Here is a 25,970-nt window from a genome sequence, read left to right on the forward strand (position 1 = left end):
CTCATCCCTGCCCCAGGATCAGGCTGGCGTTACTGCCGCCAAAAGCAAACGAGTTGCTCATTACGTACCGGCCGGCGCCCAGGCGGCGGGTGTCTTCGATCAGATCGAGCGTGGGCAGAGCGGGGTCGGCTTCGCCATCCCAGAGGTGGCGCGGCAGGGTGATGCCTTCATCGGCGAGCGTCAGCCATGCGAAGCCGAGTTCGGTGGCGCCTGCGGCGCCCAGCGTGTGCCCCGTCAGCGGCTTGGTGCCGCTGGTTGGCACGCCCGCTGGAAAGACGTGCGCCATCAGATGCGCTTCCATCTCATCGTTCTTGCGGGTGGCGGTGGCGTGCAGGTTGACGTAGCCGATGGCGCTGGCATCGATGCCGGCATCCGCCAAGGCGGCGCGCAGGGCGCTCTCAGCGCCGGCGCCGGTCGGGTCGGGCGCAGAAATGTGGTGGGCATCGCTCGACTCCCCCACACCCGCCAGCCGTACGGGGCCGCGTTCACGTGTCATCAGGAATACGGCCGCCCCTTCGCCGATATTGATACCGGCACGGTTGCGGCTCATGGGGTTGGTGCGCGCGGCGCTGGTCGATTCCAGCGAGGCAAAGCCCTGCAGCGTCAACTCACATAGCGAATCCGCACCCCCCACGACCACTGCGTCACACAGGCCTAGTTGCAGCAACCGGCGGGCCGAGGCGAAAGCCTTGGCGCTCGATGTGCAAGCGGTGGATACCGTATAAGCCGGACCAGTGGTGCCAAGTGCCGCAGCGGCGAACGGTGCCAGCGTGCCGATTTCCATTTGGCGATAGTCGAACGCGCGGGGAAGATTGCCGTGTTCTTTTGCATGGCGCAGCGCCGCCTCGGCAGCGTCGATGCCCGACGTGCTGGTCCCGAGGACGATGCCAATCCGGTGCGGGCCATACTGGGTGCGGGCCTGGTCCACCACGGGTTGAATCTGCGCGAGCGCGGCAAGCAGCAACCGGTTGTTGCGACAGTCGTAGGCGGACAAGTGCGCGGGCGGTTCGATCTCGAGTGCAGCCAAGGCGCGTCCGATCATGCCCGTTGAACCTTCCGGCCGGTCGACCGCCCCCATGCCAGGCGCATGCCCGGCTGCCAAGTTGCGGCGGATGGAATTCACGTCATCACCCAGCGCATTGACCATGCCGAGCGCATGCAGATAAACAGGAGAAGCGGTCATGATGGTCGATGTCTTACGTTGGGCATTCCGAGCGGCGCCAACGCAACCGCAATGACAATGCCCAGGGCAAGTGTCATGCCGAAGCTGCGCAGCACCGGCATGCCACTTGTACCCAGCAGGCCGAACGAGAGCAGCGTGGTGGACGCCGACAGCAACACGCCAACCCATACGCCACCAATATCCGCGCGCTGCCGCGCACAACCTTCGCGCAGGAACACAGCGTAGTTGGCGCCGACGCCCAGCACCAGCATCAGGGCTAGCCAATGGAACAGGTTTAGCGGAATGCCCGCGTAGCCATACACAGCAAACGTGATGCCGACAGCGCAGACGACCGGCAAGGTCACGCGCACACCGGCGGCCACGCCATAGCGCACGCAGAACAGCATGAGGATCAGGCTGAGCGCCCCAGCCAGCCACCAACCGCTATCGATGCGGTACGTGGCGAACAGGCGCGCGACGCTGGCGGGTTTGTCGACGAAGCGGATACCAGGGGTGGCATCGGCCAGTGCCGCCAACGCGGGCAACTGCGCCGACGTGACACCGGTCGGGATGACGATGGCGGCAAACATGCGCGGCGCACCGGCGCTCGACACTTGGCCTAACCAGAGGTGGCGATAGGGCTGCGACCAAGGCATCGCTAGCCATGCATCCACCGTAAGCGGGGCACTCGGAGGGGTTTCAAATGCAGTCACGTACTTGGCGGCGATCTCGGGCCGAAAGCCAGCGTCCGTCAAGGTCGCGCGCAGGGCTTGCGGGTCAGCAGACACGCGTTTGCTCAGGCGGGCGCGGTCTTCCGCTTGTTGATGAGCGGAAGGCACGAACTGGGTGACTGATTGCACGCCTTTGAGCGAGGCACCTGCAATCGGCAGCTCCAGCTTGTGTTGCAGTGTTTCAGCACGTTGCAACACCTGCTCGGTGGAGTCGCCCTTCACAACGAAAAATTGGGTGCTGTTTTCTACGCCGATGGTTTCGCGCACGAAGGCCTCTTGTCGTGCCAGATCGGGGTCGCGCTGGATCAGCAGGTGGATGTCGTCGTCGCTGGTCAGGCGTAGCCATCCGGGCACGGCGGCCGCCGCAATGAGTGCCAGGCAAACCCAAGCACCCCGTCGCGTCAGTGCTGCCTGCCAGCGGCCCAGCCAACGCGCGGCGCGATCGTAGGTGCGGTATGGCTGTCGCTGCGCATTCGTCAGCAGTGCAGGCAACAGCGATGCCACTGACAAAAAGGCCGCTCCGATCCCAGCGATGGCAAAGCACGCAATCTGGCGCAGCGCCGGAAATGGCACGCCAACCAGGATCGCGTAGCCGAGCAGGCTTGTTGCAAGCGCCACCAGCAGTGCCGGCCGTACCTCGCGCGCGCTGCGTCGCGCGTCTTGCCCCTGGGCACCGAGGTGGCCGACGAAGTACTGAATGGAGTAATCCACCGCCTCGCCGATCAGGCTGGCACCGAATACGAGCGTGAGGAGGTGCAGCTTTCCAAAGACCAGCATCGTTGCGGCCAACGCAAACACGATCCCAATGCCCGTGGACAGGAACCCGAGCAGCAGAAAGCGCGGCGAGCGGAAGACCCACAACATCAGCAAAGCGATACCGAGTGTCGAGATGATGCCGATGCGATGCAGTTCCTGTTCCGAAGCGCTGCGCGCAGCGGCGGCATAGAAAACGGCGCCGGTGCGCACCAGAGTGACGTCCGGAAAGGTACGCGCCAATGATTGCTCAGCCTGTGCGACAGCGGTGCGGACGTCGGCCTGGGTTTGCCCATCGTAGGCAGAAGCGGCCAGCGTGCTGGTGACCAAGACGCTGGTGGTGTCACCGCGCCGGGTGATCAGCAGGTTGTCTTCCAGTTCGAGCCGCGTGGCGGCCAGCGGCAGGCCCGCCAGCCAGTGGCTGAGCCAGCCGAATGGGTCGTCAGCCAGCGGTGCGCTCAGACCGGCTTCGACCGGCGCGTACAGCCTTTGCGCGAGCAGTGTGGGCAGCGCGGTGGATGTGTCATCCAGTGCCGCGCGGTCTGCGGCGCTCAGCAGGCCGAATCGGTAAGGCAGATAGAAGCGGGTGATCTGCGCGGTATCGAATGGCGGCAACTGGGCAATCACGGTGCGAAGAGACTTGCTGCGCTTGAGTTGCGAACCAAACTGCATGGCAGCCGCTTTTGCATGGTCAGCGTTGCGGCTACTGAGCAGGAAGACCGCGCGGTCACCCAGTGATGCCGCCAGCGTATCGACAGCCTTTTCCGCAACCGGGTCGGCCTCGGTGTCCGGCAGCAACGACAGCAGGTTCGTTTGCAACGCCGTACCGTCGTGCAGGCGCAGGCCGCAATAGAGCAGGGCGGCCAGCACGACCGCCAGCCAGCCGAGCCGGATGCCCCACATTCGTCGGACAGAGAGGGCCGGCCGATGCAACCCCAGCTCCAGCGTCATCAGGGCGCTCCCAGCAGCGTGCGCTCGGCAGCGCTGGGCGCTTCCACACGCGTGCTGCCCGTGAACTCGATGCGTGTTTCATCGCCATTGGCTGACTGGATGCGGATACTCCGCACGTAGGTGTCGCCCGACAGATCCAGCCCGCGCAGTGCCTGTGCCAATTGCGGCTGGGCTGGGGTCAACTTCAGATGCCAGCGGCTGACGTTGCCTTGTGCATTGACGTTGAACTGGGAGTAGAGCGCGGACAGGTCGCCCGTGAGCATCGCGCGCATCATGCGCGAGACCTGCGCTACACCAGCGGCGTTGCGCGCGCCACGCGTCGGCCGGTCGTTGGCATCCAGCACGGTGACACCCGAGTCGGTCATCACATACGTCATGCGGGTCGGCTGCTCGATGCGCCAGACTGCGCCCAGATCGCGCAAGAACAGCAGCGTGCCGCTGCTTACCAGCGGCTTCTGCATGGCCTGCAGCGATTGCGTTTGTACGAACTGCGCGCGTATGCCACGTGCCTGTGCCAATTGCGCAGCGACTTGCGAGACGAGTGTGCTGCCCGGCGATACTTCGCTCGGTGTCGCGCTGGCGAGTGTGCACGTCCCCAGCATCAGCGCGGTAATCCACGCGCGCACGATAGCGTTCAGCCCAACCATGCGCGCTCCACACGTTCGATCATCACGGGCGGCGAGACGAACTGCAGTTCTCCGGTGCCGGCGCATACAGCTACCTGCGTGGTGGTTCCCTTGGTCAGCCGGGTGCCGGATGCGCAATCGACGATCTCGTAGCCGATCTTCAGGCGGTTCTCGTACTCCAGCAGCGTTGCGCGCACCTCGATCTGTTGGCCGTAGGTTGCCGGCTTGATGTACTTCAGGTGTGCTTCGACAACGGGCCATAGGTAGCCGGAGTCGCGCATCTCGCGGTAATCGTAGTCGAAGCGGCGCAGCAGCGCGGCACGGCCGATCTCGAAGTACTTCAGGTAGTGACCATGCCAGCAGACGTCCATGGCGTCGACGTCGTGAAACGGCACCTCAACCTGGGCGCTGGCGGCCAGTGGCGGCAGGTCGCGGGAAGTCATGCTGGCATTTCCTGTTGGTTGTCTGCGTTGGTGAGCAGGCCACGCTCGATGGCGAGCGTCAGTGTGCGCAGATCGGCTTCCAGTGGGCGGTCTTCGCTCACGAATGCCGACATGGCGCTGATACGCTCCACGAACGCCTGCACGGGTGCCGGCACCTGCGTGTACGGGTCAAGCTGACAGCGCAGTCGCACTGCCTGGACAGCTGCGAGCGTATGCGCGGCTGCCACCTGTTCCGTTAGCTCCAGCACGCGCAGGCAATCACGCGCGGCAATCGTGCCCATGCTGACCTTGTCCTGGTTATGCGCTTCCGTTGATCGCGAGAAGACGCTGGCCGGCATGGTGTGCTTGAGCGCTTCGGCCGTCCAGGCTGATGACGAGATCTGCACGGCTTTGAAACCGTGGTTGATCGGTGCACGCTCGGCGGTGGCGCCCGACAGGTTGCGCGGCAAGCCGTTGTTGAATTTGTCGTCGACCAGGAGCGCCAACTGGCGGTCCATCAGGTCGGCCAGGTTGGCAATGGCTGTCTTGAGCGCGTCCATCGCGAACGCGATGTGCCCACCATAGAAGTTGCCGCCGTGCAGGATCTCCTCTGCGTCGGGATCGACCAGCGGATTGTCGTTGGCGCTGTTGAGTTCGTTCTCGATGTCGCGGCGGATCCACGACTGCGCGTCGCGCGCCACGCCGATCACGTGCGGAGCGCAGCGGATCGAATAGCGATCTTGCACGCGGTGCGCCGAAGCGTCATCCCAGTCGGCCAGATCCGCGCGAATCCATCCGGCAACTTCCGCCTGCCCCGCATGTGGCTTGGCCGCGAAGATGGTCGGGTGGAAGTGCGCAGCGCGCCCATCGAGTGCCACCGTGGCCAAGGCCGTCAGTCGAGAAGACAGGCGAATCAGTTGCTCTGCGCGGGCGTAGGCCAGACACGCCAGACCAGTCATGACCGCAGTGCCGTTCATCAGCGCAAGCCCCTCTTTCGGGGCCAGGGTGATGGGCGAGTGGCCGATCTGGTGCCACACGCCGGCGGCGGGCTGCACATGGTTGTTGAAAAGCACGTCGCGCTCGCCGACCAGCGTGGCAGCCACGTACGACAGGGGCGTCAGGTCACCGCTGGCGCCCACCGATCCCTCGGCCGGAATGCGCGGCAGGATGCGGTGGTTGATCAGGTCAGCCAGGCGCTGCAGCAGCACATACCGCACACCCGAATAGCCGTGGGCCAGCGAGTTCAGTCGTGCAGCCACCACGGCCAGCGTTTCAGCCGGCTCCAGGTGGCGGCCCATGCCGCAACCGTGATAGCGCGTGAGCTGCAGCGGCAGAGCTTCAACCAGCGCCATCGGCACACTTACTTGGCACGCATCGCCGTAGCCTGTGTTGACGCCGTAGATGGTTGCGCCTTCGGCCAGCCGTTGGCACAGGAACTGCGCACCACGTTCGATGCGATCGCGCCACGCGGCATCGGTGCAGAGCGAAACCGGCTGCTGGTCGCGCGCAATGGCAACGACGTCTTCAATCGTCAGATGACGGTTGCCGATGACAACGCCGAGCCGTTGGGCGGGCGCATTGACTTGCGCGGGCACGTTCAAATCGTGTTCAGCCATGGGCGTCCATGTTCTTGGTGGCGTTGGGGCGCGCCCAAAAATCGAAAAAATTGAACCATTGGAAAGGGGCCTTGCGGCAATAGTGTTCCAGCCGCTCTGCGTAACGCTGGGCCAATGCGCCAAGGTGGCGTGCGCGCTCGGCACGCGGTAGCGCAACGTGCTCGGCAAATGGCTCGAAATACAGGGTATGGTCCTGTCCCGTCTTTAGGCAAAAGAACAGGTACACCGGGCAGCCCAGCGCGTGTGCCAGAACGTATGGACCCTGTGCGAATTGTGCAGGCGCGCCCAGAAAGCGGGCCTCCACCGTGCGGCCGGATTCGTGTGCGGGCACCCGGTCGCCCACGATCACCAGCAGTTCGCCGGCGTCGATGCGCTCTTGCATCAGCATGGCTGTGGCTGGGCCGAAGTCGGTCACTTGCATCAGGTGCGAGACGACATCCGGATGCGCTTGTGCCAGCACGTGGTTAAAGCGCTGCGCATGCTCGGTGTAGACCACCGCCGTTACCTTGGCGAGGCCATTGCGGGCAGCCAGCGCGCGCGTCATTTCCAGGTTGCCCAGGTGCGCGCCAATGACCAGTGCGCCACGACCGCTGGCAACGAGTGCTTCGAATGCGGTCGGGTCGTCAAAGCGCACGCGTTCATTTTTGACCTGCCCCGACCATGCGGCCAGCTTGTCCAGCCCCGACTGCGCAAACGCGATCATGTGGCGGTATGCACTAAGCCAACCCGGTTGCGGCATGCCTGTACCCGGCGACACCGAATGCAAGCGGGTGAAGTACTGCCGCGATGCCTCTCGCGCCGCACGCCCGGTTATCAGGAAATACGCGACGATCGGGTATAGCCACAACGAAGTGAGGCGTGTGCCGAACAGGCGGCAGCTCAGCGCAAGAAGTTGCATGCCGAACTGGCTCCCACGCTCGGCCACGCGCCACCAACCTTGTGTCGTGGTTGATGCCGAAGAATGACGCCAGCGCGGCAAGCATTTTCCGGCCAGCAGCATCGGAAAACGCAGCAGCATGCCGGCCACCAGCCGCGTGTGGCTCTTGCTGATGCGGATGTTGTCCCACAGCACGTCAAAGTGCGACAGCCCGCCGCGTTCATACGTCACGCGCGTGGGCAGCGTGATGATGCGCGCCCGGCGCCAGTGCAGGCGTACCAGAATCTCGATATCGAAATCCATGCGGGTGGGCAGCGCCACGTCATCCATCAGCTTGCACGCCAGCGCCAACGGGTAGATGCGGAAGCCACACATCGAATCCCGGATGTCGAATGACAGCGTTTCGATCCACACCCACACGTGCGTGAGGTAGCGGCCGTACAGGCGCGACCTGGGCACGCTTTCGTCGTAGACCGGGCGGCCGAGGATGATGGCGTCGGGCGCGGAAATGGCGGCGGCAAGAAAGCGAGGTACGTCGCCCGCATCGTGCTGGCCGTCGGCGTCGATCTGCAGGGCGTGGGTATAGCCGGCAGCGTAGGCCGCACGCAGACCGGCCATCACAGCTGCGCCCTTGCCGCCGTTTTCCGGTAGCCGCAGCAGCGTGACTTGTTGTGCGTACTGCTGTGCGAGCGCGGCCAGCACGGATTGCGTGGCCGCGTTGCTGCCGTCGTCGACGATGAGGACCGGCAGCCCGTGGACCAACAGGTTTGCGACGGTGTTGCCGATCGCATCCTTGTGGTTGTAGATCGGGATGACGATGACCGTGTTCGGGCTCACACAGCCTCCCGATGGACCAGTACGCCCGAGGCGCAATCACGGGCGCCGAGTCGGGCAGTGAAGCGTACGCGGCTGCGATCCGGCTCGTGCACGAGGCGCAGCGACACCACGGCCCCCGGAGGTACCGGCGCCATGAACTTCAGTTGGTCGATTGACGTAATCGTACGTACCGCGCTGTTACGGGCAGCGGCCAGGCTCACGGTCCAGTCGATGAGCACCACGCCGGGCAGGATCGGGAGGCCAGGAAAGTGGCCCGCGAAATGCACGAGATCGTGGCTGACGCGCAGCTCGTAGTGATCGCTGTCGGCATCGCTCACATGGGAGAGCGTTTCGAAGCCCTCGGCGCCCGGCCGGAACGCAGCGGCCACGGTTGCCGCGGGCAATTTGCCGCGCGCGTCTATCGGCATGGCCATGCAGAAGCGCCAGCGGCGCGGGATCAACGTGGGCTCGGTGTAGGCGGACAGGTGCCGGCGCAGCGTCTTGGCCAGCGCCACGCGGCCCTGCGCGCGCAGCGCCTGCGCTCCAGCCGGCGTGAGTGCGACCAGCGCGCCCAATCGGTCGCGTGACATCCCCGTTAGCAACGTTGCCGCTGCCCGCGCCACAAACGGATGCTCACCCAACCACGCTTCGACTTCTGGCAGCGAGACACGCTTGCCGTCAACCTTGACGACGCGGTCCAATCTGCCGCGCAGGACGAAGCGGCCACTGTCGTCAAACGCGATCGCGTCATCGGTGCGGTGCCATTCACGGTGGGGTAGATGCGGCGAGCGTACGGCAAGCGCGCCGTCGTCTTCCTGGCGGACTTCGATGCTGCCGAACGGCTGCCATGCATGGGAGCGGTCCTGACGGCGCCAGGCGATGCCGCCGGTTTCCGTGCTGCCGAACACTTCGATGGGTGCACTTCCATGTGCATCTGCAAACGCCGTTGCTGCAGCCGCATCCAATGGGCCACCAGACGAAAACACGGTTGGGAGTGCCGGCAGCGTATCGAAACCCGAAAGCAACGGCCATCGCGCCAGTTGGGTCGGGCTGGAGACCAACGCGGCAGCGGGTTGCAACATCAGGGCACGCTGCAATGCGGAGGGTTCGGTAACGGTCTGCCGACTGAATGCGCGCCCGGCGGCCAACGGCCAGAACACGCGGAACAGCAGCCCATAAATATGGTGGTGGGGCACGCTGGCCAGCACCACGCCGCTGCCCATCTGCGGACCCCACTGCTGTTCAAGTGTTAAGACTTCCGCATCGAATTGCGCGAGCGTCTTACGGATAGGCTTGGGTGCGCCGGTGCTACCTGAGGTGTACAGCGTGATCGGTACATCCGGATGGATTGTGTTGAGCGTCGCGCCTTCGGTATGCGCGCCGATGGTCGGGAGGTCGGTATCGGTGATGAGCACGTCGTACGCGTCTGCCAGCGTGCCGAGATAGGCAGGCGCGGCGCTGGCGGGAATCACGACATGCTTACCGCATGCAAACAACGCAAACAGCGCGCACGTGAAATCGAACGGATCGTCGACGCACAGCGCGTAGCGTGTCGCCTGCTGGCCAGCGAACACCGCTGAGCAGGCCGCTACACGGGCACGAAAGACGCCGGATGTTATGGATTGCCGGCCATCGGCGCAGATGGCAGTGTCAACAGGCTGCGCAGCCGACAGCAGGGCGTGGAGGGCAATCATGTCGCCTCCGACGGCAGGGCGTGCGGGCGCACAATCCAATGACGGAACGCCATTTCCGCTACAACCAACACACCGACCAAGACGTAAGCGATCACGCCGTTGTACAACGCCCATGCACCGCGCGACCAGTACAGGGCCGCGATCATTGCCGTCACTCCGTTGAGTGCGAAGAAAACGCACCACGCCTGCGTGACGCGCCGCGTATAGCAAACGGCGCGCGGCTGCAGGTCGGGCAGGCGCATGCGCGCAAACTTTTCGATCATGGAAGGGCCCGAGCGAAGGGTAGCTGCAAAGCTCAGCAACAGCCCAGCATTGACCAGCGCCGGATACAGGCGCAGCAGCAATTCGCTATCCGTGATGGCGACGGCGGCGGACATGCAAGTCAGCGTTCCCGCAGTCAGCCAATCCAGCGGCGTGAGCTGGCGCAGCAGCGTCGATACGCTGCCCGCGCCGATCCACCGCTGCATCCAGAGCAACGCCAGCAGCGCGATGCCGGCGTAGCGCGGTGTGCCGAAATGCCATGCCCCGATCAGCACCAGCGGATACGCAATCTTCAGCGCCGCTTGAGCGGCGCCACGCGCCCACTTGGGCAGTGCCAGGGGGTGGCGTGCAGGTTGCGCCTGCATCCGCTTATGCCGCGAGCAGCGATTCGACTGCGCCGATGACGTCGCCCACCGTGCGTACCGTCTTGAATTCTTCGGGCTTGATGCGGCGTCCTGTCATTTCCTGCAGCTTGATTGCCAGATCGACTGCATCGATGCTGTCCAGATCCAGCTCTTCAAATAGATGTGCTTCGGGCGTGACGCGCGCCGGATCGATATCGAAGTTCTCTTTGAAAATGACGCGGATGCGCTCGAGGATCTCAGTGTCCGTCATGATTTTTTTTCTCCCTGTGCCTGCCGGTGCCAATGCCCGGGCGATTATTGTTGGCTCTTCACCAGTGCGGCGAGTGTGTTAATCGAGCGGAAATGCTCGCGCGTATGTTCGTCATTGGCGGCAATCGTCAATTGGTAACGCTTGCGCAGCACGATGCCGATTTCCAGTGCGTCAATGGAATCCAGGCCAATACCGTTCGTATCAAAGAGCGGGGCATCGTCGTCGATGTCCGCTGGCGTCATATCTTCCAGATCGAGCGCTTCGATAAGAAGTTGCTTAATTTCGAGCTTCAAAGAATCCATGTTGCAGAAGATGATCGGTGATGTGGGTTTCGACGCCGGTGGTAAGTGCACGTGCGGCGAGCGCCGGCGGCGAGCCATCGGGTACGTATTGCGCGACGCTGATAGGCGGCAGCACGGCGACCTTCATGCAGAAGGCGCGTGGTGGCACGTCGTACCAACGCATGGTTTTGGTAAAGGCGGGCGGGTCGCAATCCATCAGCACGGGCACGATGGGGACCCCCACGTTGAGCGCCATATGTGCGAAGCCGCGTGAGAATGGATGCAACCGATCCTTGGCCGGACTGCGCGTGCCTTCCGGGAAGATGATCATGGTGTACCCCGCGGCCAACTGGCGCGCGCTCGCCTCTACCAGTTCGGTCGGGTCTGCGTTGCTGATGTATTCGGCGGCACGCACGATGCCCCAGAAGCACGGGTTACCCCAGTGGGCGTTCTTCACCACGCAGCAGGCTGACGGAGTCAGCGCCAGGAGCACCATCACGTCCAGGTAGGTCGGGTGGTTGGCCACCACGATGGCGGGTCGGCGCGCACGCAGCTCCTCCGCACCTTGCACATCCAGCCTCATCACACCGAGCCATTGGAGCGCGCGAACCAGCGTACGGAAGAACCAATGGATAACGAACGTGACAGTGCGTTGGCGCGATGCCCGGTGCGGCCACAGCCAAGCCAAGGGAAATACGACGACGGAGAACAGCACCCCGCAGACGCCGAAGACGGTAAAGGCCAGCCCCGTTGCCACCAAGCGCCATGCCAAGTTGAGGCGGGCGCTCAGTGTGCTTGCCATGGGCCCTCGCGCCATTGCCACGTCCAGCTGCCGTCTGCGTGTTGCCAGGCGCCGGAGGTGCGGGATGACAGGCAGTGCAGAACGGCCTGGCTTTGCGTTGTCGTGACATTTGCCGCTTGCCCGCCCGCTGTCGCGGGGCCATGCGAACACACCAACGAGGCACTGGCCGAACCGTCGAGCAGTACGGCTAGCGCGCACGTATCCACCTCATCGGCCACGGAGCCGAAGCGCGCATCGGCGGGTTCATCGGCGTAGACCAGCAGCACCGGTGAAGCAGGGTCCGATGCGTACTGGGCATGCGCTTCCAGCAGAGCGAGCCCCAGCGTAGCCGGGCCGGCCGACACGGCGATGGCAGGCGAGGTGTCGCCGCGCGCAATGCCAAATACGCCGCTCATGGCGTTGAGTACAGACAGGCTGAATGCGGTGGGGGAGACCGGGGCGGCGTTCTCGATGTCGGCCAGGATGCCGGCCGTGCGGCGCAATTCGCCATGCCGGGAGGCAAAGACGACACGCGCGCGTGGGACATCGGCAGCGCAATCGTGTGCGACCTTCAGCGCGCTTTTAGAGAGCGTGCTCAGACGCCGCCGAACCATCGGTTCAATAAAACCGATTTCCGGAGACGATATTGAATCAGCACCAATGGCAGGCCAGCAGGACCAGCGAGCAACCGGGATTGTCCAGTGCAAATCGGGCATATCGGTGTTCGCATGTGGAGCACTGCCAGTGGCCGCAGTGTGTGCGGCGCCCGGCGCGGGGCTGGCTGTCGCGCATCAACGCAACACTTGCCTCACCCGATTCGCTCTCATTGTTTTCGATTGATCTGGGTGAATGCGCGGGCCGTTATTCTCAGCCGATTTTGTCTTTCAAAGCGCTTGCTATTCCCCAACCCTGGGGCCGAATCATACTGAAAAGTCCCCTAGGAAAACAACCGCTTGCTTGACTTCGTGTCACATGCGCGACGCTGGCGAGAATGCGCGAGGAATGTGACAAAACAGGACGGCGTCGTTCGCGCGGTTATTGAAGTGATGGCGCTTGAATGGATTCCCCCATGTAGAGGGGTATTGAAACCGCCGTTTTAATTTGTTCGGATTATGGGCGAGGTTGGCCCGATGACGGGGGTGTACTGAACTGGCTGAACGCCCGCCCACCCAGGTCCAGTGCATCCATCACAGACCGCTCCACCACCGGCGCCAACGACGTCATCATCACCATGACCAGCATCAGCCCCACCACGAGCGTGGCGGCGATGCCCACGGCAAACGGGTTGAGCGCCTGCGCCGTGCGCGAGAGCACGGCAAAGCCGAGGTTGACGATCATCATGATCGCGATGATGGGCAGGGCGATGCGCAGGGCTAGCGCAAACACGATCGTGCCGCCGCCGGCCAGCGTCTGCCAACCCGCGTTGCCCAGCGGCGCTGCCGAGACGGGCAGGGCGGTGAAGCTGTCGAACAACGCGTGCAGCAGCACGAGATGGCCGTCACCTGCAATGAACGCGGTAACGGCCGTGAGGCTGAGGAAGCGGCCGAGGAGCATGCTGCTCTCGGTTTGCGTCGGGTCGAGCAGCGAGGCGAAACCCAGGCCTATCTGCACCGACATCACTTCGCCGGCACCACTGACGGCCGAGAACACGAGCTGCACGCAAAAGCCCAGCGCCAGCCCGATCAACACCTGCACCAGCGTGATCCACAGCCCTTCGTATGAGCCCACCGACACGCCTGCGGGCACCGGCAGCATGGGCGCCAGCGCCACCGTGATGACCACGCCAAATGCCACCTTGATCGACGTCGGGATCTCGGTATTGGCAAACGGGGGCGCAATGGCGATGAACGCCAGCACGCGCACCAGCGGCCACCAGTACATGGCGATCCAGCCGTTGAGCTGCGTGGCGGTGAATTGGATCATCGTTGATTTGGCGGCTGCGTCAGCTCGGTGTCGTCAATTCACGTAGTTGGGGATATTGGTCAGCACGCCGCGCGTGTAGTCGACGATTACGGCGACGATCCACGGGCCGGCCAGCACCATCGTGGCCGCGACGGCCAGCAGCTTGGGGATGAACGACAGCGTCTGCTCGTTGAGCTGCGTGGCGGCCTGGAATACTGCCACCAGCAGGCCGACGACGAGCGACACCAGCAACATCGGCGCGCCCACCATCATGGCGACCTGCATGGCCTGGCGGGCCATATCCAGAACGTACTCGGGTGTCATGTCGGTTTCCTCTTGACGCTTATTGCACGAAGCTCTGCGCCAGCGAGCCCAGCAGCAGGTGCCAGCCATCCACCAGCACGAACAGCATGATCTTGAACGGCAGCGAGAAGATCGACGGCGTGACCATCATCATCCCCATCGACATCAGCACCGCCGCCACCACGATGTCGATCACCAGGAACGGGATGAAGATGGCAAACCCGATCTGGAATGCGCTCTTCAGCTCGCTTGTGACGAAGGCGGGGATGAGCGCGCGCATGGGCGTTTGCTCGGGCGAGGCAATGGCCGGCATGTTGCCCATCTTGACGAACAGGGCGAGGTCCGGCTCGCGCGTCTGCTTGAGCATGAACTGGCGCAGCGGCGTGGCTGCCGTGTCCATGGCCTGTTCGACGGTGATCTTGTTGTCACGCAGCGGCACGTAGGCGTCGGTGTAGACCTTGTCGAGCACCGGCGACATGACGAAGAACGTGAGGAACAGCGCCAGCCCGATCAGCACCTGGTTGGGCGGCGTGGTTTGCGTGCCCAGCGCATGGCGCAGCAATGACAGCACGATGATGATGCGCGTGAAGCTGCTCATCATCAGGATGATCGCCGGCAGAAACCCGAGCGAGGTCAGGAAGACCAGCGTCTGGACGGGCAGCGAATAGCTTTGGCCCCCGGCGGTGCCCGTGAGCAGCGGCAGGCCGGGTTGCGCCTGTGCGAACACGGCGGGCGCGGCGCCCAGCAGTGCCATTGCGATCAGGCAACGGAAGAATGTGCCCGCGTTCATTCCGACTTCCCCGTCAGATGACGTTTGAGCTGGATGGACAGCGCGTCGGCAAAGCGGGGCGGCTTGCCGGAGTTGGAAGAGCCGTCTCCGGATTGGTCGTCCGGCGCGGAAGCAGCTTCTGCGGGGCGCGGCAGCGTGTGGAGCGTCTGCACGTGCTGCTGAGTCACGCCCAACACGAGCCACGTGCCTTCCACATCGACGACGACGACCTTCTCGCGGGCGCCCAGCATCTGCTGTGCAACCACGGTGATCACCTGGCTGCGGCGCCGGCCTAAACCTGCGGGGCCCATGCCCGCGCGCTGCTGCAGACGGCGCAGCAGCCAGCCGGCCGCCACGATCATCGCCAACACTACAAACAGCCCGCCTAGGGTGCGGGCCCAATCCACTGCATGGTTCATTTCAACACCTTGCCCGGGGGGAGCACTGGTTGCTGTCAGGGTGCCGATTGACGGCGCACTTGTGTGGCTTATCGGTTCAACTTACGGATACGTTCCGACGGCGTAATGATGTCGGTGAGGCGGATACCGAACTTCTCGTTGACCACCACCACTTCACCTTGGGCGATCAGGTAGCCGTTGACAAGTACATCCATCGGCTCACCGGCCAGTGCGTCGAGTTCCACCACCGAACCTTGCGCGAGTTGCAGCAGGTTCTTGATGGGCACCTTGGTGCGACCCAGCTCCACCGTCAACTGCACGGGGATGTCCAGGATCATGTCGATGTCTTGGCGTTGGGCGCCGCCCAGGCCGTCGGCCGTCAGGGGCTTGAACACCGTGCTGGATTCGGCGGCGGGCGCGGGAGCCGGCGGGTTGGCCGCAGCACGCTGCGCGGCTTCCAGGGCCATGGCCTCTTCCATCGTCATCTCGACATCGATGTCGTCGGCGTTGGCTTCGGGGTTCATGGTCGGTTCAGTTGTCATCGTCAGACTCCGTGGCAGACTCGCTGCCGCTCATATTCAGCATGCGGTTGACCCGCAGCGCGTATTGGCCGTTGAACGTGCCGTAGTTGCATTCCATGACGGGCACGCCGTCTACCTTGGCGGTCACGCAGTCATCCAGCTCCAGCGGAATGACGTCGCCCACCTTCATGTTCAGGATGTCGGACACCTGCACCTTGGCCGTAGCGAGGTCGGCAATCAGCTCCACCTCGGCGGTCTGCACCTGTTGCGACAGCAGCCGCAGCCAGCGCTTGTCCACTTCCAGCGCTTCACCCTGGATGGCGGAGGTGAGCCGGTCGCGGATCGGCTCGATCATGGTGTACGGCATGCAGATGTGCACGTCGCCGCCGTTGCTGCCCAGCTCGATGCTGAAGCTGGTGGTGATCACCACTTCATTGGGCGTGGCCACGTTGGCGAACTCGGTGTGCATTTCCATGCGCAGGAATTCAAAATCGATCGGGTAGACCGGCTGCCACGCCTTGGCGTAGTGCTCGAACACAAGCTGCAGCATGCGCTGGATGATGCGCTGCTCCACGTCGGTAAAGTCGCGGCCTTCCACGCGCATGTGGAAGCGCCCGTCACCACCGAACAGGTTGTCGACCACCAGGAAGATGAGGTTGGGGTCGAACACGAACAACGCCGTGCCGCGCAGCGGCTTGACGTGCACAAGGTTGAGCGAGGTCGGCACCACCAGGTTGCGGATGAACTCGCTGTACTTCTGCACCTTCACCGGCCCGACGGAGATTTCCGCGTTGCGCCGCATGAAGTTGAACAGCCCGATGCGCCAGTTGCGTGCGAACCGCTCGTTGATGATTTCCAGCGTGGGCATGCGCCCACGGACGATGCGCTCCTGCGAGCCCAGGTTGTACGAGCGTATGCCTGAGGGGTCGGCGGCTTCGACAGGGTCGTCGTCCGCGTCATCGGACACGCCCTTCAGGAGCGCGTCGATTTCCTCCTGGGAAAGAAACTCTTCCTTGAGCATGTCACTGGATCACAAAGTTGGTGAACAAGACATCAGCGACCGGCGATTCCTTGCCGACAGCCTTGAAGACGTGTTCGCACAGTTCAACGATTTCCTTGGACAGCTTGACCTTGCCCTCCGCCGGATACAGCTCGGTGGGCGTCTTGCTGGCCAGCAGCATCAGGACCTTGCTGCGCAACTCGGGCGTATAGGTCTTGATCTCTTCTTCGGCATGCTTGTCGAAGCTCTTGAACGTAATGCCGATCTGCAGGTAACGGTCGTTGCCTTCTTCAGGCTGCAGATTGACGGTCAGGGTTTCCATGGCCACGAACACCGGCTCTTTGGGCTTGGGTGGTGCTGCGGGGCCGGATGCGGCGTGATTGCCGCCTCCGAGGAAGAACCAGGCAGCGCCGCCGCCCATGCCGGCGAGCAGGAGCACGATCAGGATGATCAGCAGCAGCTTGGTGGAGCCGCCCTTTGCTGGGGCGGGGGCGGTAGTGGCGGCAGCGGCTTCGGCCATGGGGATCACTCGGGGACTAGGGGGGGGGTGGGCTTTCCCGGCTCGCGTCGCGCAAGACACCGTAAAACAACGCAAAGCACAGAGTCGGGTTCTCGGATGGCATTCTTCCCCACCTCTGTCCAGCTCATTCCAGCAAGAAACGTGGTCAATCCCGCTTATCTCGGGCGTTTGCGATGTGAAGGGTGGGACGGTATGAGCGCTGAAAGTGATTATCGAGGCACTTTTGTGTGCCGATTACGTTGCGCCGGGCGCTTTACCCGTCGCGTCGCTCGCCGGCTCCGCCGCAAAAGTGACGTTGCCCGAAAGATTTGCCCGCACTTGCCGTTGTAATGAAGGAATGCGCCGGCACGGTCCGGCCTTGCATACCTGCGTTGCCTTGCCGGAAGCCGCCTTGAATTCCTTGCCCTTTTCCACCCGTATTGACCTTGCGCTCGTCGATGCCGAGGGCTTGCCGGCCGACTGTCCTGCGCGCGGCGAGCCGCCGGGCTTCTGCCCGAAGCTGGACCTGCTGTCGATGGTCAACGCGCTGACGGAGGGCATCCTGGTGTGCGGAACAGACCGCCGCGTCACCTACGCCAATCCGAGTGCCGCACGGCTGCTGGGTTTGCCGGTGGAAGCGCTGGTGGGGCGCTTGCTGCCCACGGTCGTCAACGCCGCGGTGGATGAATTCGATGCGTCTATCCACGAGGCCGACTGGCCTGATCAGGATGTGATCGCCGAAGGGCAGCCGCAGTTGAACCAGATTTTCGGGATGCACTGCGTGGATGGCCGCACGGTGTGGGTTTCCAGCAACTGGACGCCGCTGTATGCCGATGGCGGTCATTCGATGACGGCCTCGCCGCGGGCATCGGAAGCCGGTGCGAGGCCATATTCGGTGCTGGTGTCGCTGGTCGACATCACGCAGATCCGCGAAGCCCAGCAGCGCATCCGGCATCTGGCCACGCACGATACGCTGACGGGTCTGCTGAACCGCTCCGCGCTGGAAGACCGTCTGGAGCACGCGCTGGCGATCGCGCGCCGCAACCGCTCGCGCGTCTCGGTCATGTTCCTCGACCTGGATCGTTTCAAGAACGTCAACGACACGCTGGGCCACCAGTTTGGCGACATGCTGTTGCGCGAAGTGGCGGCCCGCCTGCAGGCTTGTGCGCGCGAAGCCGACACCGTGGCCCGCCTGGGCGGCGATGAATTTGTCGTCATGCTCGAAGCGCTCGACGGGCTGGGCACGCGGCGCGTGGCCGAGCGCATTCTCTCGGCCATCAGCGCGCCGTTCCATATTGAGGGGCAGGAGCTGTATCTGGGCGTGTCGATCGGGATTGCCGTGGCGCCGCACGACGGCGACGACCCGAACACGCTGCTGCGCAAGGCCGACGCCGCCATGTACCTGGCAAAAGAGCGCGGCCGCAACAATTTCCAGACCTTTACGAGCGACCTGGACGACCGCGTCTCGCGCCGCTTCCGCATTGAATCGGGCTTGCGCCGCGCGAGCGACCGCAACGAGTTCTACGCCGACTACCAGCCGCGTGTGGACGTCAAGAGCGGCCGTATCGTCGGCGTGGAAGCGCTCATCCGCTGGAATTCGGCCGATTTCGGCCACATGATGCCCGGCCAGTTCATTCAGGACGCCGAAGAAACCGGCCTGATCGTCGAGATCGACCGCTGGATTCTGCGCGCTGCTTGCGACCAGCTTGCACGCTGGCGCCGCATCGGGCTGCCGGACTTGCGCATGTCGATCAACCTCTCGGGCCAGGCATTCAGCTCTGGGCAGTTGAGCGGGATGGTGCGTGGCGCGCTATCGACCAGTGGCTTGCCCGGCAATGCGGTGGAACTGGAGATGACCGAAGGCATTCTGATTCGCGACGATCCGTCATTGCATGCGTTGCTGACCGAGCTGCGCGCGATGGGCGTATCGCTGGCGCTGGACGATTTCGGTACTGGTTATTCATCGCTGTCGTATCTGCACCGCTTCCCGATCGATACGTTGAAGATCGACCGTTCGTTCGTGCAAGACCTGCCGCACGTGGCAGAGCGCGCGGCCATCACGCGGGCCATCATCATGATGGCGCAGGCCATGGGCATGAAGACCGTGGCCGAAGGCGTGGAGACCACCGGGCAACTCGAATTTCTGCGCGAAGTCGGCTGCGACGAGTTTCAGGGCTATCTGCTCACGCGGCCGCTGGAGCCGGCTGCGGTACAGGACCTCGTACGCGAGAACGCGCGCCGCTACGGCGAGCGTGTCCCCCGGTTTCTATAAGTCTTGAGTCTATTCAGGGTGTCCCGGAAAGCGTAGCGAGCGGCCTGAGGTTGGTGGGAGAAGCGCAGCCGTACATGTGTACGGCGAGCATCGCACCGCCAAGATCGGGCCGCGCAGTAGCTTTACGGGACACCCTAGAGTTGCAGGCCGTTGCTGACCACGTACATGGTCAGCTCGGCGTTGTTGCGCAGCTTCATCTTCGAGAGCACGCGCCCCCGATACACGCTGACCGTCTTGACGCTGATCTGCAGTGCCTCGGCAATCTCGCCCAACGTGCGGCCGGAGCCGAGCATGCGCAGCGTCTGGAATTCGCGGTCGGAAAGAATGTCGTGGCGGGGCTTGTCCCAGTCGACATTCAGGTTGTCGGCAAGTACCTCCACGAGGTCCGAAGGCAGGTATTTCTTGCCCTTGGAGATGGCGTTGACGGCGGCCAGCAACTGCGGCTGGCTGGCGTCCATCGGCAGATAGCCGGCGGCGCCCGCCTTGAGTGCCCGTACGGCAAGCAGAGCTTCAGGATGGCGGCCCAGTGCCAGCACGGCCAGGCGGGCATGCTGCTGGCGCACGGTCTTGATGGTCTGGAATTCGTCTCCGGTGGCCGATTCCACCGAGAAGAGCATGACGTCCCACTCGCGCTGCGCGAGCAGGTCGTTATTGGCATCGCGCAGGTCCGGCACGGCCTCGATCTGCCGGGCCAGGCGCGAATCCTTGAGGATCTGGCGCAGGCCGACACGGGCAATATCGTGCGGTTCGACGATCAGGACATTGAGCATGGTGGGTGTTGCGGGTCAAACGCGGGCTCGCATCGAGCTCTTCTTTCCGCCCGCAGGCCTTCCGGCCGAACTGGCGGGCTTGCAACTCCCCATCTGTGCACTGTGTGGCGCTCTATATATAGAGGGATGCTGGCGCCTATGAACTGGTCGAACGAGTATAGCCGAGGGTCTGCAGGCCAAGAAGCAGGCTTGCCGCCTCTTTTGGAGGGGGTGTCGAAAGTCAGGCGCCCGCAAGCCCAAACCGCCGCCGACGCACAAATTTGTCAAGGCGACCCTAAACTTTCCTCAGAGGCCACCGATAACCTGAGTACAACGCAGACCTGATCCCCTTCAAGTTGCAGGTCACGTTGCCCGGCCTAGCCGGAATTAGCAAACACGGGCAACAAACCATCGGGAAACTTAGGAGCCGTCATGTCCCTCAGCCTCAATACCAACATCTCGTCCCTGCAAACGCAGCAAGCTCTGTCGCAATCGCAGTCCGCTCTGCAAACGTCGCTGCAACGTCTGTCGACCGGCCTGCGCGTGAACAGCGCGAAGGACGATGCCGCTGCATATGCTGTGGCTTCCAGCCTGACGACCACGCTGAACTCGCAAACCCAAGGTATCCAGAACGCCAACAACGCACAGTCGTACCTGCAAACGGCTGACTCGTACCTGGGCCAGGTTGAAAACAACCTGCAACGTATGCGCCAACTGGCTGTGGAAGCCAACAACGGCGGTCTGTCGACCACCGACCAGGCCAACCTGGACAAGGAATACCAACAGCTGGCCACGGCCAACAAGAACATCGAGACGAACGCCAACTACAACGGCGCCAAGCTGTTCGATGGTTCGGTGACCTCGACCACGTTCCAGTACGGCCAAAGCGCATCGACCGACGTCGCTACCGTGACCAACGCCAACCTGGCGAGCTTCGGCACGCTGTCGAGCACGAGCGTGACCTCGACTGCCAACGCAACGGCAGCTCAGGCGGCCATCGATACCGATCTGGCCAGCCTGAAGTCGGCCCGCGCCAGCCTCGGTGCACAGCAAAGCGGTCTGAGCTCGACCATCAACACGCTGACCTCGTCGAACACCGCCCTGTCGGCTGCCAAGTCGGCCATGGTCGATACGGACTACGCGTCGGAAACGTCGAACATGACTCGCCAGAACATCCTGCAGCAAGCGGGTACGGCGATGCTGGCGCAAGCCAACTCGGCGCCGAACAGCATCCTGAGCCTGCTGAAGGGTTAATCAGTAAGTTGGATGCAGCCCAGCCGCTTCGCGATTGGGTCAAGGGCCGGCGTTCCTCGGGGCGTCGGCCTTTTTTCTTTTGTCGGATACCCCCCTTTTTCGTGGGTGGCGCCTGCATAACCTGCCCTAAAGAAGCTGCAACCCGTGCCGTTGTGTAGAGAGACTTCCGCCGGCGCAGATGCTTATCGGACCCGATCATGGCGACTACCACTACCACCTCCTCAACCAGCAATTACGTTCCGCCGATCTCCATTCCCGGCATCGGGACGAGCATCGACGTCAATTCGCTGGTGACCAGCCTCATGAAGGTGGAGAGCCAGCCGCTGACGCAACTGCAGACGCAGCAAAGCTCGTACCAGACGCAGCTGTCGGCCGTGGGCTCGCTCAAGAGTGCGCTGTCGACCTTCCAGACCGCGCTATCGAACCTGACCAACGCGTCGAACTACAGCGCGATGAAGGCCGGCGGCTACGACACCTCGATGCTGAGTGCGTCGGTGACGGGCTCGGCGCCTGCAGGTTCCTACGCGGTCAATGTCACGCAGCTTGCGCAATCGCAGGTTCTGGCGGCGCAGGGGCAGACGTCCACTACGACGGCCATCGGCAGCGGCACCTCGACCACGATTTCGTTCTCGTTCGGCTCGGTGTCGGGCGGCTCGTTCTCGGGCGGCAAGTACACCGGTTCGACGTTCACGCAGAACGGCAACCTGGCGGGTGGCTCGATCACGATCGATTCGTCCAACAACACGCTCGCGGGTATCCGTGATGCGATCAACTCGGCCAACGTGGGTGTGTCGGCCAGCATCGTGAACGACGGCAGCGGCAGCCCGTACCGTCTGGTGCTGACGTCGACCGCGGGCGGCTCCAGCTCGGAGATGAAGATTTCGGTGTCGGGCGACTCGACGCTGCAATCGCTGCTCTCGCAAGACCCGGCAGGCACGCAGAACATGACCGAGGTGACCACGGGCCAGAACGCCCTCGCCACCATCAACGGCATTGCCGTGCAGAGCCCGACCAACACGTTGTCGAACGTGGTGGACGGCACATCGTTCACGCTGTCCAAGACGGGCAGCACCAACGTGACGGTAGCCAACGACCCGACCGCCACCACCACCGCCGTCACCAACTTTGTGAACGGCTACAACGCGTTGCGCACGCAACTGAATTCGCTCACCAACATCGACACCGCCAACAGCGCCAACAATGGGCCGCTGGCGGGCGATGTGAGCACCAAGACGCTCATCAACCAGATTACCGACGTGCTCGGCCAAGCGGTTGGCAACGGCAATTACCAGTCGCTGGGCAGCGTGGGCGTGACGATGAATTCCGACGGCACGCTGTCGGTTGACAACACCAAGCTGTCGGCTGCCGTTGCAAAGTCGCCCAGCCAGGTAGCCGGTCTGTTTGCCGGTACCGGCACGGCCACCGATTCACTGGTCAGCGTGCCGACGTTCTCGGATTCCACGCAGGCCGGCAGCTACGCTCTCAACGTGACGCGGTTGGCCACGCAGGGCACGCTCACGGGTTCGGCCGCCGCCAGCACGACCATCACGGCGGGTGTGAACGACACGCTCGCGTTCAACATCAGCGGCATGTCCATCAACGTGACGTTGGCGGCCGGCAGTTACACCGCGGCGACGCTGGCTGCGCAGATCCAAAGCCAGATCAACGCATCGACGACGCTGCAGAACGCGAAGGTTAACGCTTCGGTGTCGGCCAATGCCGGCGGCGTGCTGAGCGTAACCGATAGCCAGTTCGGCTCGGTGTCGGCGGTATCGGTGTCGGGCAATGGCGCTTCATCGCTCTTCGGCGCGAGCCCAACGGCCACCAACGGTGTGGATGTGCAAGGCACGATCAACGGCGTTGCTGCAACCGGTTCGGGACAGAACCTCTATGGCATCAGCGGTTCCGCCACCGACGGCTTGACCGTGCAGGTGGCCGGCGGCCCGCTGGGCGCCCGTGGCACGGTCACGGTGCAGCGCGGTTACGCTGCCCAGCTCAACACGGTGATGACCAACCTGCTGTCGTCCAGCGGCATGGTGCAGAACGAGACGGACTCGATCAACAGTTCGCTCACCTCGCTTGCCAGCCAGATCACCGCCATGCAGACGCGGCTGGATAACAAGCAGGCGCTGTACTACACGCAGTTCAACGCGTTGTCGGCAGCGGTGGCGAGCATGACGAACACAAGCAATTACCTGACGACGCAGCTCGCGGCCATCACGAAGCAGACCTCGAGCAGCAACTAAGCCAGGTTCAGGTTTAGAGCACAACCCAAAACAAACAGACTACAGCGAGGACCTTTTCCATGTACGCTGCACGCCGTGCCATCGGTGCCTATGCGCAAGTCGGCATCGAGACGTCCGTGGTAGACGCCAATCCGCACCGCCTGATCGCCATGCTGTTTGAAGGCGCGCGCGCCGCCATCAACCTGGCCGGCGCCGCCATCCAGCGCGGTGATGTGCTGGCCAAGGTGCGGGCGTTCGACAAGGCCATCTCGATCATCGGCCAGGGCCTGCAGGCCAGCCTCGATCACCAGCGCGGCGGCGACATCGCCGTGCAACTGAACAATCTGTACGACTACATGCTGCGCCGCTTGCTGCTGGCCAACGGCAACAACGATCTGACGATCCTCGCTGAAGTGGACGCCTTGCTCGTCCCGCTGCAGGATGCGTGGCTCGCCATTGGCCAGATGGGCCAGCCTGGCGCCGCCGTGGCGAACAGCCACCTGAGCGTTGTGAGCTGATTGCCGGACGTTGGCAGTAAAGCGACCTTTGACTGAATTCGGCCCAACTGGAGCCAATATGCACCGCAACATCCCGATCAAGGACAGCGAAAGTCTGTTCACCTGCTACGAAGCCATCGCACGCCTGACCGCCGAAATGGTCAGCGCGGCCGAAGTGGGTAACTGGGACGTCGTCAGCACGCTTGAACGCGAGAGCGCCACCTATGTGGATGCACTGCGCCGTTCCGAGCCGCATCCGCAGCTCTCGCGTGCGGACGTGGAGCGCAAGCGCGCGCTGCTGGTACGCATTCTGGAAGATGACGCCCGCGTGCGCGCCATGGTGTATCCGCGCCTGGACCGCCTGCAAAAGCGCATCGACACGGCACGCCGTGCCACCACCGCAAGCAACGCTTACGGCAGCATGGCGCGTTATTGAGGCGAAGCGTCTTGCAGTTGTTTTGACAGCGTCAGATAGTGCTCGGACTTGCGTGCGAGCGCGTGACTCTGCATCTGGTACACGATCGCCAGTTGCTGGGCAGCGAGGAAGCTGCCCCGCCCGACGACGCTGCCGTCCATCTCCGGCTGATCGCCGATCTCAAGGCAGCGGTTGAAGACCTGTTCTGCCAGCGGTAGCCACCGGGCGGCCGCCTCATCAGGGTGTTTGGCCGCCGCATCCAGCAAGACCAATCCCAGTGCAAAGCAAAGGTCCGGAAAATCTGGCCACGTCTGGATGGCGACATCGCCTTGCGCGAGCGCTTCTTCAACGCGATCGGCCTTGCCCAGGCTGTACACATAGCGCAGCGTCAGGTTGCGGCGGTACGGCGCATCAGGCGGCGCCAGGCTGAAGGCGCGCGCGTAGTAATTCACGGCCTTTGCGTAGTCTTCGTGATGCAGCTCGGTTTCCTTGCCGAGCTGATACAGCACATACGGGTCGTCCGGCCGATGCGCGAGTTCATCGAGCAGCAGTTGCGTGTTGCGCTCGCCTTTCTTTTGCATCTTGGCCGCGGTATAGCCGTCGTGGCGGATCACGATGGGCACGCGCGCCGCAGGCAATGACGATACCGGCTGCTCGTGAATGCGCCCCGTGTAGTGCACGCCACGGGGCAGCACTCGCGGGATCCACGCAATCAGCTGGCTGGCAGCTTCGGCGTCGTCGGTATCGTTCTTGACGCATACCACGCCGACAGCCGGCTCCGCACCGCTGAGCGTGCGCAGATGTTCACCGCCGCTTTCCAGCCATTCGTCAGCGTCGAGGATCAGGTTCCAGTCGGCGTTGGCTGCCTGCAGTGCGGTGTTGCGCGCAGCTGAAAAATCGTTTGTCCAGGCCATGTGGCTGACGAGCGCGCCGCACGACTGGGCAATGACCACGGTGTCGTCCGTGGAGCCTGTATCCAGCACCACCATGCGATCGACAAACGGCTTCGCGCTGAGCAGGCAGCGCGCAATGCTGGCGGCTTCATTGCGGGCGATGACGACCAACGCCACATCGGCGGAAGCGGACGGGGCGCTCATTCGCGGTCATCCGCCGTGGCGAGGGCGTCGAGCAGCTTGCGCAGCACGTTGCGCGTGGCGCCAATTTCATCAAGTTCCAGCGGAATCTTGCAGGCAAGGGCTTCGGGCACCTTGGCAGCGCGCTCGCGTAGCGCGCGGCCGGCATCGGTCAGCTCGATGACGACGCGGCGCTGGTCATCGGGATCGCGCGTGCGGGTGACGAGGCCCTGTTCTTCCAGACGCTTGAGCAGCGGCGTCAGCGTGCCCGTATCGAGGTACAGCGTGCGGCCGAGGTCACCCACGGCGCACGGCGCCTGCTGCCAGCACGCCAGCATCACGAGGTATTGCGGATAGGTCAGGCCCAGTTCATCCAGCAGCGGGCGGTAGAGGCGCGTCAGCAGATGGCCGGCGGCATACAAAGGAAAGCAAAGCTGCTGATCGAGCGCCAGCACGTCGTTCACGGAAAACTCCCGGGGGGACGGTCTGGCGCCCGAGCGGCGAATG

27 protein-coding genes are annotated in these 25,970 nt (G+C 63.6%); 5 read left to right on the forward strand and 22 right to left on the reverse strand.

All coding sequences use genetic code 11. The features are described from left to right. Position 1: 1 nt before the first annotated feature. The 19 genes from M1D44_RS18430 to fliL all read right to left on the reverse strand — a co-directional run bounded on the left by M1D44_RS18430 (position 2) and on the right by fliL (position 16,999). The gene (locus tag M1D44_RS18430) at positions 2 to 1,183 is read right to left on the reverse strand and encodes a beta-ketoacyl-[acyl-carrier-protein] synthase family protein (RefSeq protein WP_316853575.1); all 1,182 of its coding nucleotides are present in this window, start codon (positions 1,181 to 1,183) and stop codon (positions 2 to 4) included. Further along, the gene (locus M1D44_RS18435; RefSeq protein ID WP_316853576.1) at positions 1,180 to 3,597 is read right to left on the reverse strand and encodes an MMPL family transporter; all 2,418 of its coding nucleotides are present in this window, start codon (positions 3,595 to 3,597) and stop codon (positions 1,180 to 1,182) included. Before M1D44_RS18435 ends, M1D44_RS18430 begins: the two co-directional genes overlap by 4 nt. Further along, positions 3,597 to 4,244, reverse strand: a complete 648-nt coding sequence (locus M1D44_RS18440; protein WP_112187301.1) for a LolA family protein — start codon at positions 4,242 to 4,244, stop codon at positions 3,597 to 3,599. Before M1D44_RS18440 ends, M1D44_RS18435 begins: the two co-directional genes overlap by 1 nt. Then, the gene (locus M1D44_RS18445) at positions 4,232 to 4,666 is read right to left on the reverse strand and encodes an acyl-CoA thioesterase (protein WP_316853577.1); all 435 of its coding nucleotides are present in this window, start codon (positions 4,664 to 4,666) and stop codon (positions 4,232 to 4,234) included. Before M1D44_RS18445 ends, M1D44_RS18440 begins: the two co-directional genes overlap by 13 nt. Then, positions 4,663 to 6,261, reverse strand: a complete 1,599-nt coding sequence (locus M1D44_RS18450) for an HAL/PAL/TAL family ammonia-lyase (protein ID WP_316853578.1) — start codon at positions 6,259 to 6,261, stop codon at positions 4,663 to 4,665. Before M1D44_RS18450 ends, M1D44_RS18445 begins: the two co-directional genes overlap by 4 nt. Continuing rightward, the gene (locus tag M1D44_RS18455) at positions 6,254 to 7,975 is read right to left on the reverse strand and encodes a glycosyltransferase family 2 protein (protein WP_316853579.1); all 1,722 of its coding nucleotides are present in this window, start codon (positions 7,973 to 7,975) and stop codon (positions 6,254 to 6,256) included. The genes M1D44_RS18450 and M1D44_RS18455 overlap by 8 nt, the downstream gene beginning before the upstream one ends. Next, on the reverse strand, positions 7,972 to 9,648 hold the full coding sequence (locus M1D44_RS18460; protein WP_316853580.1) for an AMP-binding protein: 1,677 nt from the start codon (positions 9,646 to 9,648) through the stop codon (positions 7,972 to 7,974). Before M1D44_RS18460 ends, M1D44_RS18455 begins: the two co-directional genes overlap by 4 nt. Next, entirely contained in the window at positions 9,645 to 10,274 is a 630-nt protein-coding gene (locus M1D44_RS18465) for a COG4648 family protein (RefSeq protein ID WP_316853581.1), read from the reverse strand. The genes M1D44_RS18460 and M1D44_RS18465 overlap by 4 nt, the downstream gene beginning before the upstream one ends. Positions 10,275 to 10,278: 4 nt before the next feature. Then, positions 10,279 to 10,524 carry an acyl carrier protein gene (locus M1D44_RS18470; protein ID WP_024977592.1) on the reverse strand — a complete coding sequence of 82 codons (246 nt, stop codon included), beginning with the start codon at positions 10,522 to 10,524 and terminating at the stop codon, positions 10,279 to 10,281. 44 nt (positions 10,525 to 10,568) lie between these two features. Beyond that, a complete protein-coding gene (locus M1D44_RS18475) occupies positions 10,569 to 10,826 on the reverse strand; it encodes a phosphopantetheine-binding protein (protein WP_004631431.1) in 258 nt (85 codons plus the stop codon). Then, entirely contained in the window at positions 10,801 to 11,607 is an 807-nt protein-coding gene (locus M1D44_RS18480) for a lysophospholipid acyltransferase family protein (RefSeq protein WP_316853582.1), read from the reverse strand. Before M1D44_RS18480 ends, M1D44_RS18475 begins: the two co-directional genes overlap by 26 nt. Then, complete coding sequence (locus tag M1D44_RS18485; protein ID WP_316853583.1) at positions 11,592 to 12,302, reverse strand: beta-ketoacyl synthase chain length factor; 711 nt, start codon at positions 12,300 to 12,302, stop codon at positions 11,592 to 11,594. Before M1D44_RS18485 ends, M1D44_RS18480 begins: the two co-directional genes overlap by 16 nt. Positions 12,303 to 12,696: 394 nt before the next feature. After that, a complete protein-coding gene (gene fliR / locus M1D44_RS18490) occupies positions 12,697 to 13,509 on the reverse strand; it encodes a flagellar biosynthetic protein FliR (RefSeq protein WP_316853584.1) in 813 nt (270 codons plus the stop codon). A gap of 33 nt (positions 13,510 to 13,542) precedes the next feature. After that, positions 13,543 to 13,812 (reverse strand): flagellar biosynthesis protein FliQ, encoded by a 270-nt coding sequence (gene fliQ, locus M1D44_RS18495; protein WP_004631435.1) that lies wholly within the window; start codon positions 13,810 to 13,812, stop codon positions 13,543 to 13,545. A 19-nt stretch (positions 13,813 to 13,831) separates the two neighbouring features. Further along, positions 13,832 to 14,581 (reverse strand): flagellar type III secretion system pore protein FliP, encoded by a 750-nt coding sequence (fliP, locus tag M1D44_RS18500; protein WP_024977596.1) that lies wholly within the window; start codon positions 14,579 to 14,581, stop codon positions 13,832 to 13,834. After that, positions 14,578 to 14,979, reverse strand: a complete 402-nt coding sequence (gene fliO, locus M1D44_RS18505) for a flagellar biosynthetic protein FliO (RefSeq protein WP_024977597.1) — start codon at positions 14,977 to 14,979, stop codon at positions 14,578 to 14,580. The genes fliP and fliO overlap by 4 nt, the downstream gene beginning before the upstream one ends. A gap of 68 nt (positions 14,980 to 15,047) precedes the next feature. Further along, the gene (gene fliN, locus M1D44_RS18510; protein WP_112187316.1) at positions 15,048 to 15,500 is read right to left on the reverse strand and encodes a flagellar motor switch protein FliN; all 453 of its coding nucleotides are present in this window, start codon (positions 15,498 to 15,500) and stop codon (positions 15,048 to 15,050) included. Beyond that, the gene (fliM, locus tag M1D44_RS18515; protein ID WP_112187319.1) at positions 15,490 to 16,500 is read right to left on the reverse strand and encodes a flagellar motor switch protein FliM; all 1,011 of its coding nucleotides are present in this window, start codon (positions 16,498 to 16,500) and stop codon (positions 15,490 to 15,492) included. Before fliM ends, fliN begins: the two co-directional genes overlap by 11 nt. Before the next feature lies 1 nt (position 16,501). Continuing rightward, the gene (gene fliL, locus M1D44_RS18520; RefSeq protein ID WP_024977600.1) at positions 16,502 to 16,999 is read right to left on the reverse strand and encodes a flagellar basal body-associated protein FliL; all 498 of its coding nucleotides are present in this window, start codon (positions 16,997 to 16,999) and stop codon (positions 16,502 to 16,504) included. A gap of 514 nt (positions 17,000 to 17,513) precedes the next feature. Between fliL and M1D44_RS18525 the strand changes: the two genes are divergently transcribed. Continuing rightward, a complete protein-coding gene (locus M1D44_RS18525) occupies positions 17,514 to 19,250 on the forward strand; it encodes a sensor domain-containing protein (protein ID WP_316853687.1) in 1,737 nt (578 codons plus the stop codon). A gap of 134 nt (positions 19,251 to 19,384) precedes the next feature. On the opposite strand, the gene M1D44_RS18530 is transcribed toward M1D44_RS18525, so the two are convergent. Beyond that, positions 19,385 to 20,020 (reverse strand): LuxR C-terminal-related transcriptional regulator, encoded by a 636-nt coding sequence (locus M1D44_RS18530; RefSeq protein ID WP_024977602.1) that lies wholly within the window; start codon positions 20,018 to 20,020, stop codon positions 19,385 to 19,387. A gap of 411 nt (positions 20,021 to 20,431) precedes the next feature. Between M1D44_RS18530 and M1D44_RS18535 the strand changes: the two genes are divergently transcribed. From M1D44_RS18535 to M1D44_RS18550, 4 genes are all read left to right on the forward strand, one after another. After that, positions 20,432 to 21,253 carry a flagellin N-terminal helical domain-containing protein gene (locus M1D44_RS18535; protein WP_024977603.1) on the forward strand — a complete coding sequence of 274 codons (822 nt, stop codon included), beginning with the start codon at positions 20,432 to 20,434 and terminating at the stop codon, positions 21,251 to 21,253. A gap of 197 nt (positions 21,254 to 21,450) precedes the next feature. After that, the gene (fliD, locus tag M1D44_RS18540; protein ID WP_316853585.1) at positions 21,451 to 23,499 is read left to right on the forward strand and encodes a flagellar filament capping protein FliD; all 2,049 of its coding nucleotides are present in this window, start codon (positions 21,451 to 21,453) and stop codon (positions 23,497 to 23,499) included. Positions 23,500 to 23,558: 59 nt separating this feature from the next. After that, positions 23,559 to 23,996, forward strand: coding sequence for a flagellar export chaperone FliS (gene fliS, locus M1D44_RS18545; RefSeq protein WP_024977605.1), 438 nt, complete (start codon positions 23,559 to 23,561; stop codon positions 23,994 to 23,996). Between the two features lie 58 nt (positions 23,997 to 24,054). Beyond that, the gene (locus M1D44_RS18550; RefSeq protein ID WP_024977606.1) at positions 24,055 to 24,411 is read left to right on the forward strand and encodes a flagellar protein FliT; all 357 of its coding nucleotides are present in this window, start codon (positions 24,055 to 24,057) and stop codon (positions 24,409 to 24,411) included. Here M1D44_RS18550 and M1D44_RS18555 read toward each other — a convergent pair. Both M1D44_RS18555 and M1D44_RS18560 read right to left on the reverse strand, forming a co-directional pair. Beyond that, positions 24,405 to 25,487, reverse strand: coding sequence for a glycosyltransferase family 2 protein (locus M1D44_RS18555; RefSeq protein ID WP_316853586.1), 1,083 nt, complete (start codon positions 25,485 to 25,487; stop codon positions 24,405 to 24,407). The two genes, M1D44_RS18550 and M1D44_RS18555, sit on opposite strands and share 7 nt — an antisense overlap. Next, positions 25,484 to 25,927 (reverse strand): MarR family winged helix-turn-helix transcriptional regulator, encoded by a 444-nt coding sequence (locus tag M1D44_RS18560; RefSeq protein WP_024977608.1) that lies wholly within the window; start codon positions 25,925 to 25,927, stop codon positions 25,484 to 25,486. Before M1D44_RS18560 ends, M1D44_RS18555 begins: the two co-directional genes overlap by 4 nt. Between the last annotated feature and the right edge of the window lie 43 nt (positions 25,928 to 25,970).

It is taken from the genome of Ralstonia sp. SA306 (genome assembly GCF_054792405.1).

Excerpts from the sequence above, each read along its gene's own strand:
- M1D44_RS18430 (WP_316853575.1), bottom strand. The coding sequence starts at position 1,183 with ATGACCGCTTCTCCTGTTTATCTGCATGCGCTCGGCATGGTCAATGCG.
- M1D44_RS18435 (WP_316853576.1), bottom strand. The coding sequence starts at position 3,597 with ATGACGCTGGAGCTGGGGTTGCATCGGCCGGCCCTCTCTGTCCGACGA.
- M1D44_RS18440 (WP_112187301.1), bottom strand. The coding sequence starts at position 4,244 with ATGGTTGGGCTGAACGCTATCGTGCGCGCGTGGATTACCGCGCTGATG.
- M1D44_RS18445 (WP_316853577.1), bottom strand. The coding sequence starts at position 4,666 with ATGACTTCCCGCGACCTGCCGCCACTGGCCGCCAGCGCCCAGGTTGAG.
- M1D44_RS18450 (WP_316853578.1), bottom strand. The coding sequence starts at position 6,261 with ATGGCTGAACACGATTTGAACGTGCCCGCGCAAGTCAATGCGCCCGCC.
- M1D44_RS18460 (WP_316853580.1), bottom strand. The coding sequence starts at position 9,648 with ATGATTGCCCTCCACGCCCTGCTGTCGGCTGCGCAGCCTGTTGACACT.
- M1D44_RS18465 (WP_316853581.1), bottom strand. The coding sequence starts at position 10,274 with ATGCAGGCGCAACCTGCACGCCACCCCCTGGCACTGCCCAAGTGGGCG.
- M1D44_RS18470 (WP_024977592.1), bottom strand. The coding sequence starts at position 10,524 with ATGACGGACACTGAGATCCTCGAGCGCATCCGCGTCATTTTCAAAGAG.
- M1D44_RS18475 (WP_004631431.1), bottom strand. The coding sequence starts at position 10,826 with ATGGATTCTTTGAAGCTCGAAATTAAGCAACTTCTTATCGAAGCGCTC.
- M1D44_RS18480 (WP_316853582.1), bottom strand. The coding sequence starts at position 11,607 with ATGGCAAGCACACTGAGCGCCCGCCTCAACTTGGCATGGCGCTTGGTG.
- M1D44_RS18485 (WP_316853583.1), bottom strand. The coding sequence starts at position 12,302 with ATGCCCGATTTGCACTGGACAATCCCGGTTGCTCGCTGGTCCTGCTGG.
- fliR (WP_316853584.1), bottom strand. The coding sequence starts at position 13,509 with ATGATCCAATTCACCGCCACGCAGCTCAACGGCTGGATCGCCATGTAC.
- fliQ (WP_004631435.1), bottom strand. The coding sequence starts at position 13,812 with ATGACACCCGAGTACGTTCTGGATATGGCCCGCCAGGCCATGCAGGTC.
- fliP (WP_024977596.1), bottom strand. The coding sequence starts at position 14,581 with ATGAACGCGGGCACATTCTTCCGTTGCCTGATCGCAATGGCACTGCTG.
- fliO (WP_024977597.1), bottom strand. The coding sequence starts at position 14,979 with ATGAACCATGCAGTGGATTGGGCCCGCACCCTAGGCGGGCTGTTTGTA.
- fliN (WP_112187316.1), bottom strand. The coding sequence starts at position 15,500 with ATGACAACTGAACCGACCATGAACCCCGAAGCCAACGCCGACGACATC.
- fliM (WP_112187319.1), bottom strand. The coding sequence starts at position 16,500 with ATGCTCAAGGAAGAGTTTCTTTCCCAGGAGGAAATCGACGCGCTCCTG.
- fliL (WP_024977600.1), bottom strand. The coding sequence starts at position 16,999 with ATGGCCGAAGCCGCTGCCGCCACTACCGCCCCCGCCCCAGCAAAGGGC.
- M1D44_RS18525 (WP_316853687.1), top strand. The coding sequence starts at position 17,514 with ATGGTCAACGCGCTGACGGAGGGCATCCTGGTGTGCGGAACAGACCGC.
- M1D44_RS18530 (WP_024977602.1), bottom strand. The coding sequence starts at position 20,020 with ATGCTCAATGTCCTGATCGTCGAACCGCACGATATTGCCCGTGTCGGC.
- M1D44_RS18535 (WP_024977603.1), top strand. The coding sequence starts at position 20,432 with ATGTCCCTCAGCCTCAATACCAACATCTCGTCCCTGCAAACGCAGCAA.
- fliD (WP_316853585.1), top strand. The coding sequence starts at position 21,451 with ATGGCGACTACCACTACCACCTCCTCAACCAGCAATTACGTTCCGCCG.
- fliS (WP_024977605.1), top strand. The coding sequence starts at position 23,559 with ATGTACGCTGCACGCCGTGCCATCGGTGCCTATGCGCAAGTCGGCATC.
- M1D44_RS18550 (WP_024977606.1), top strand. The coding sequence starts at position 24,055 with ATGCACCGCAACATCCCGATCAAGGACAGCGAAAGTCTGTTCACCTGC.
- M1D44_RS18555 (WP_316853586.1), bottom strand. The coding sequence starts at position 25,487 with ATGAGCGCCCCGTCCGCTTCCGCCGATGTGGCGTTGGTCGTCATCGCC.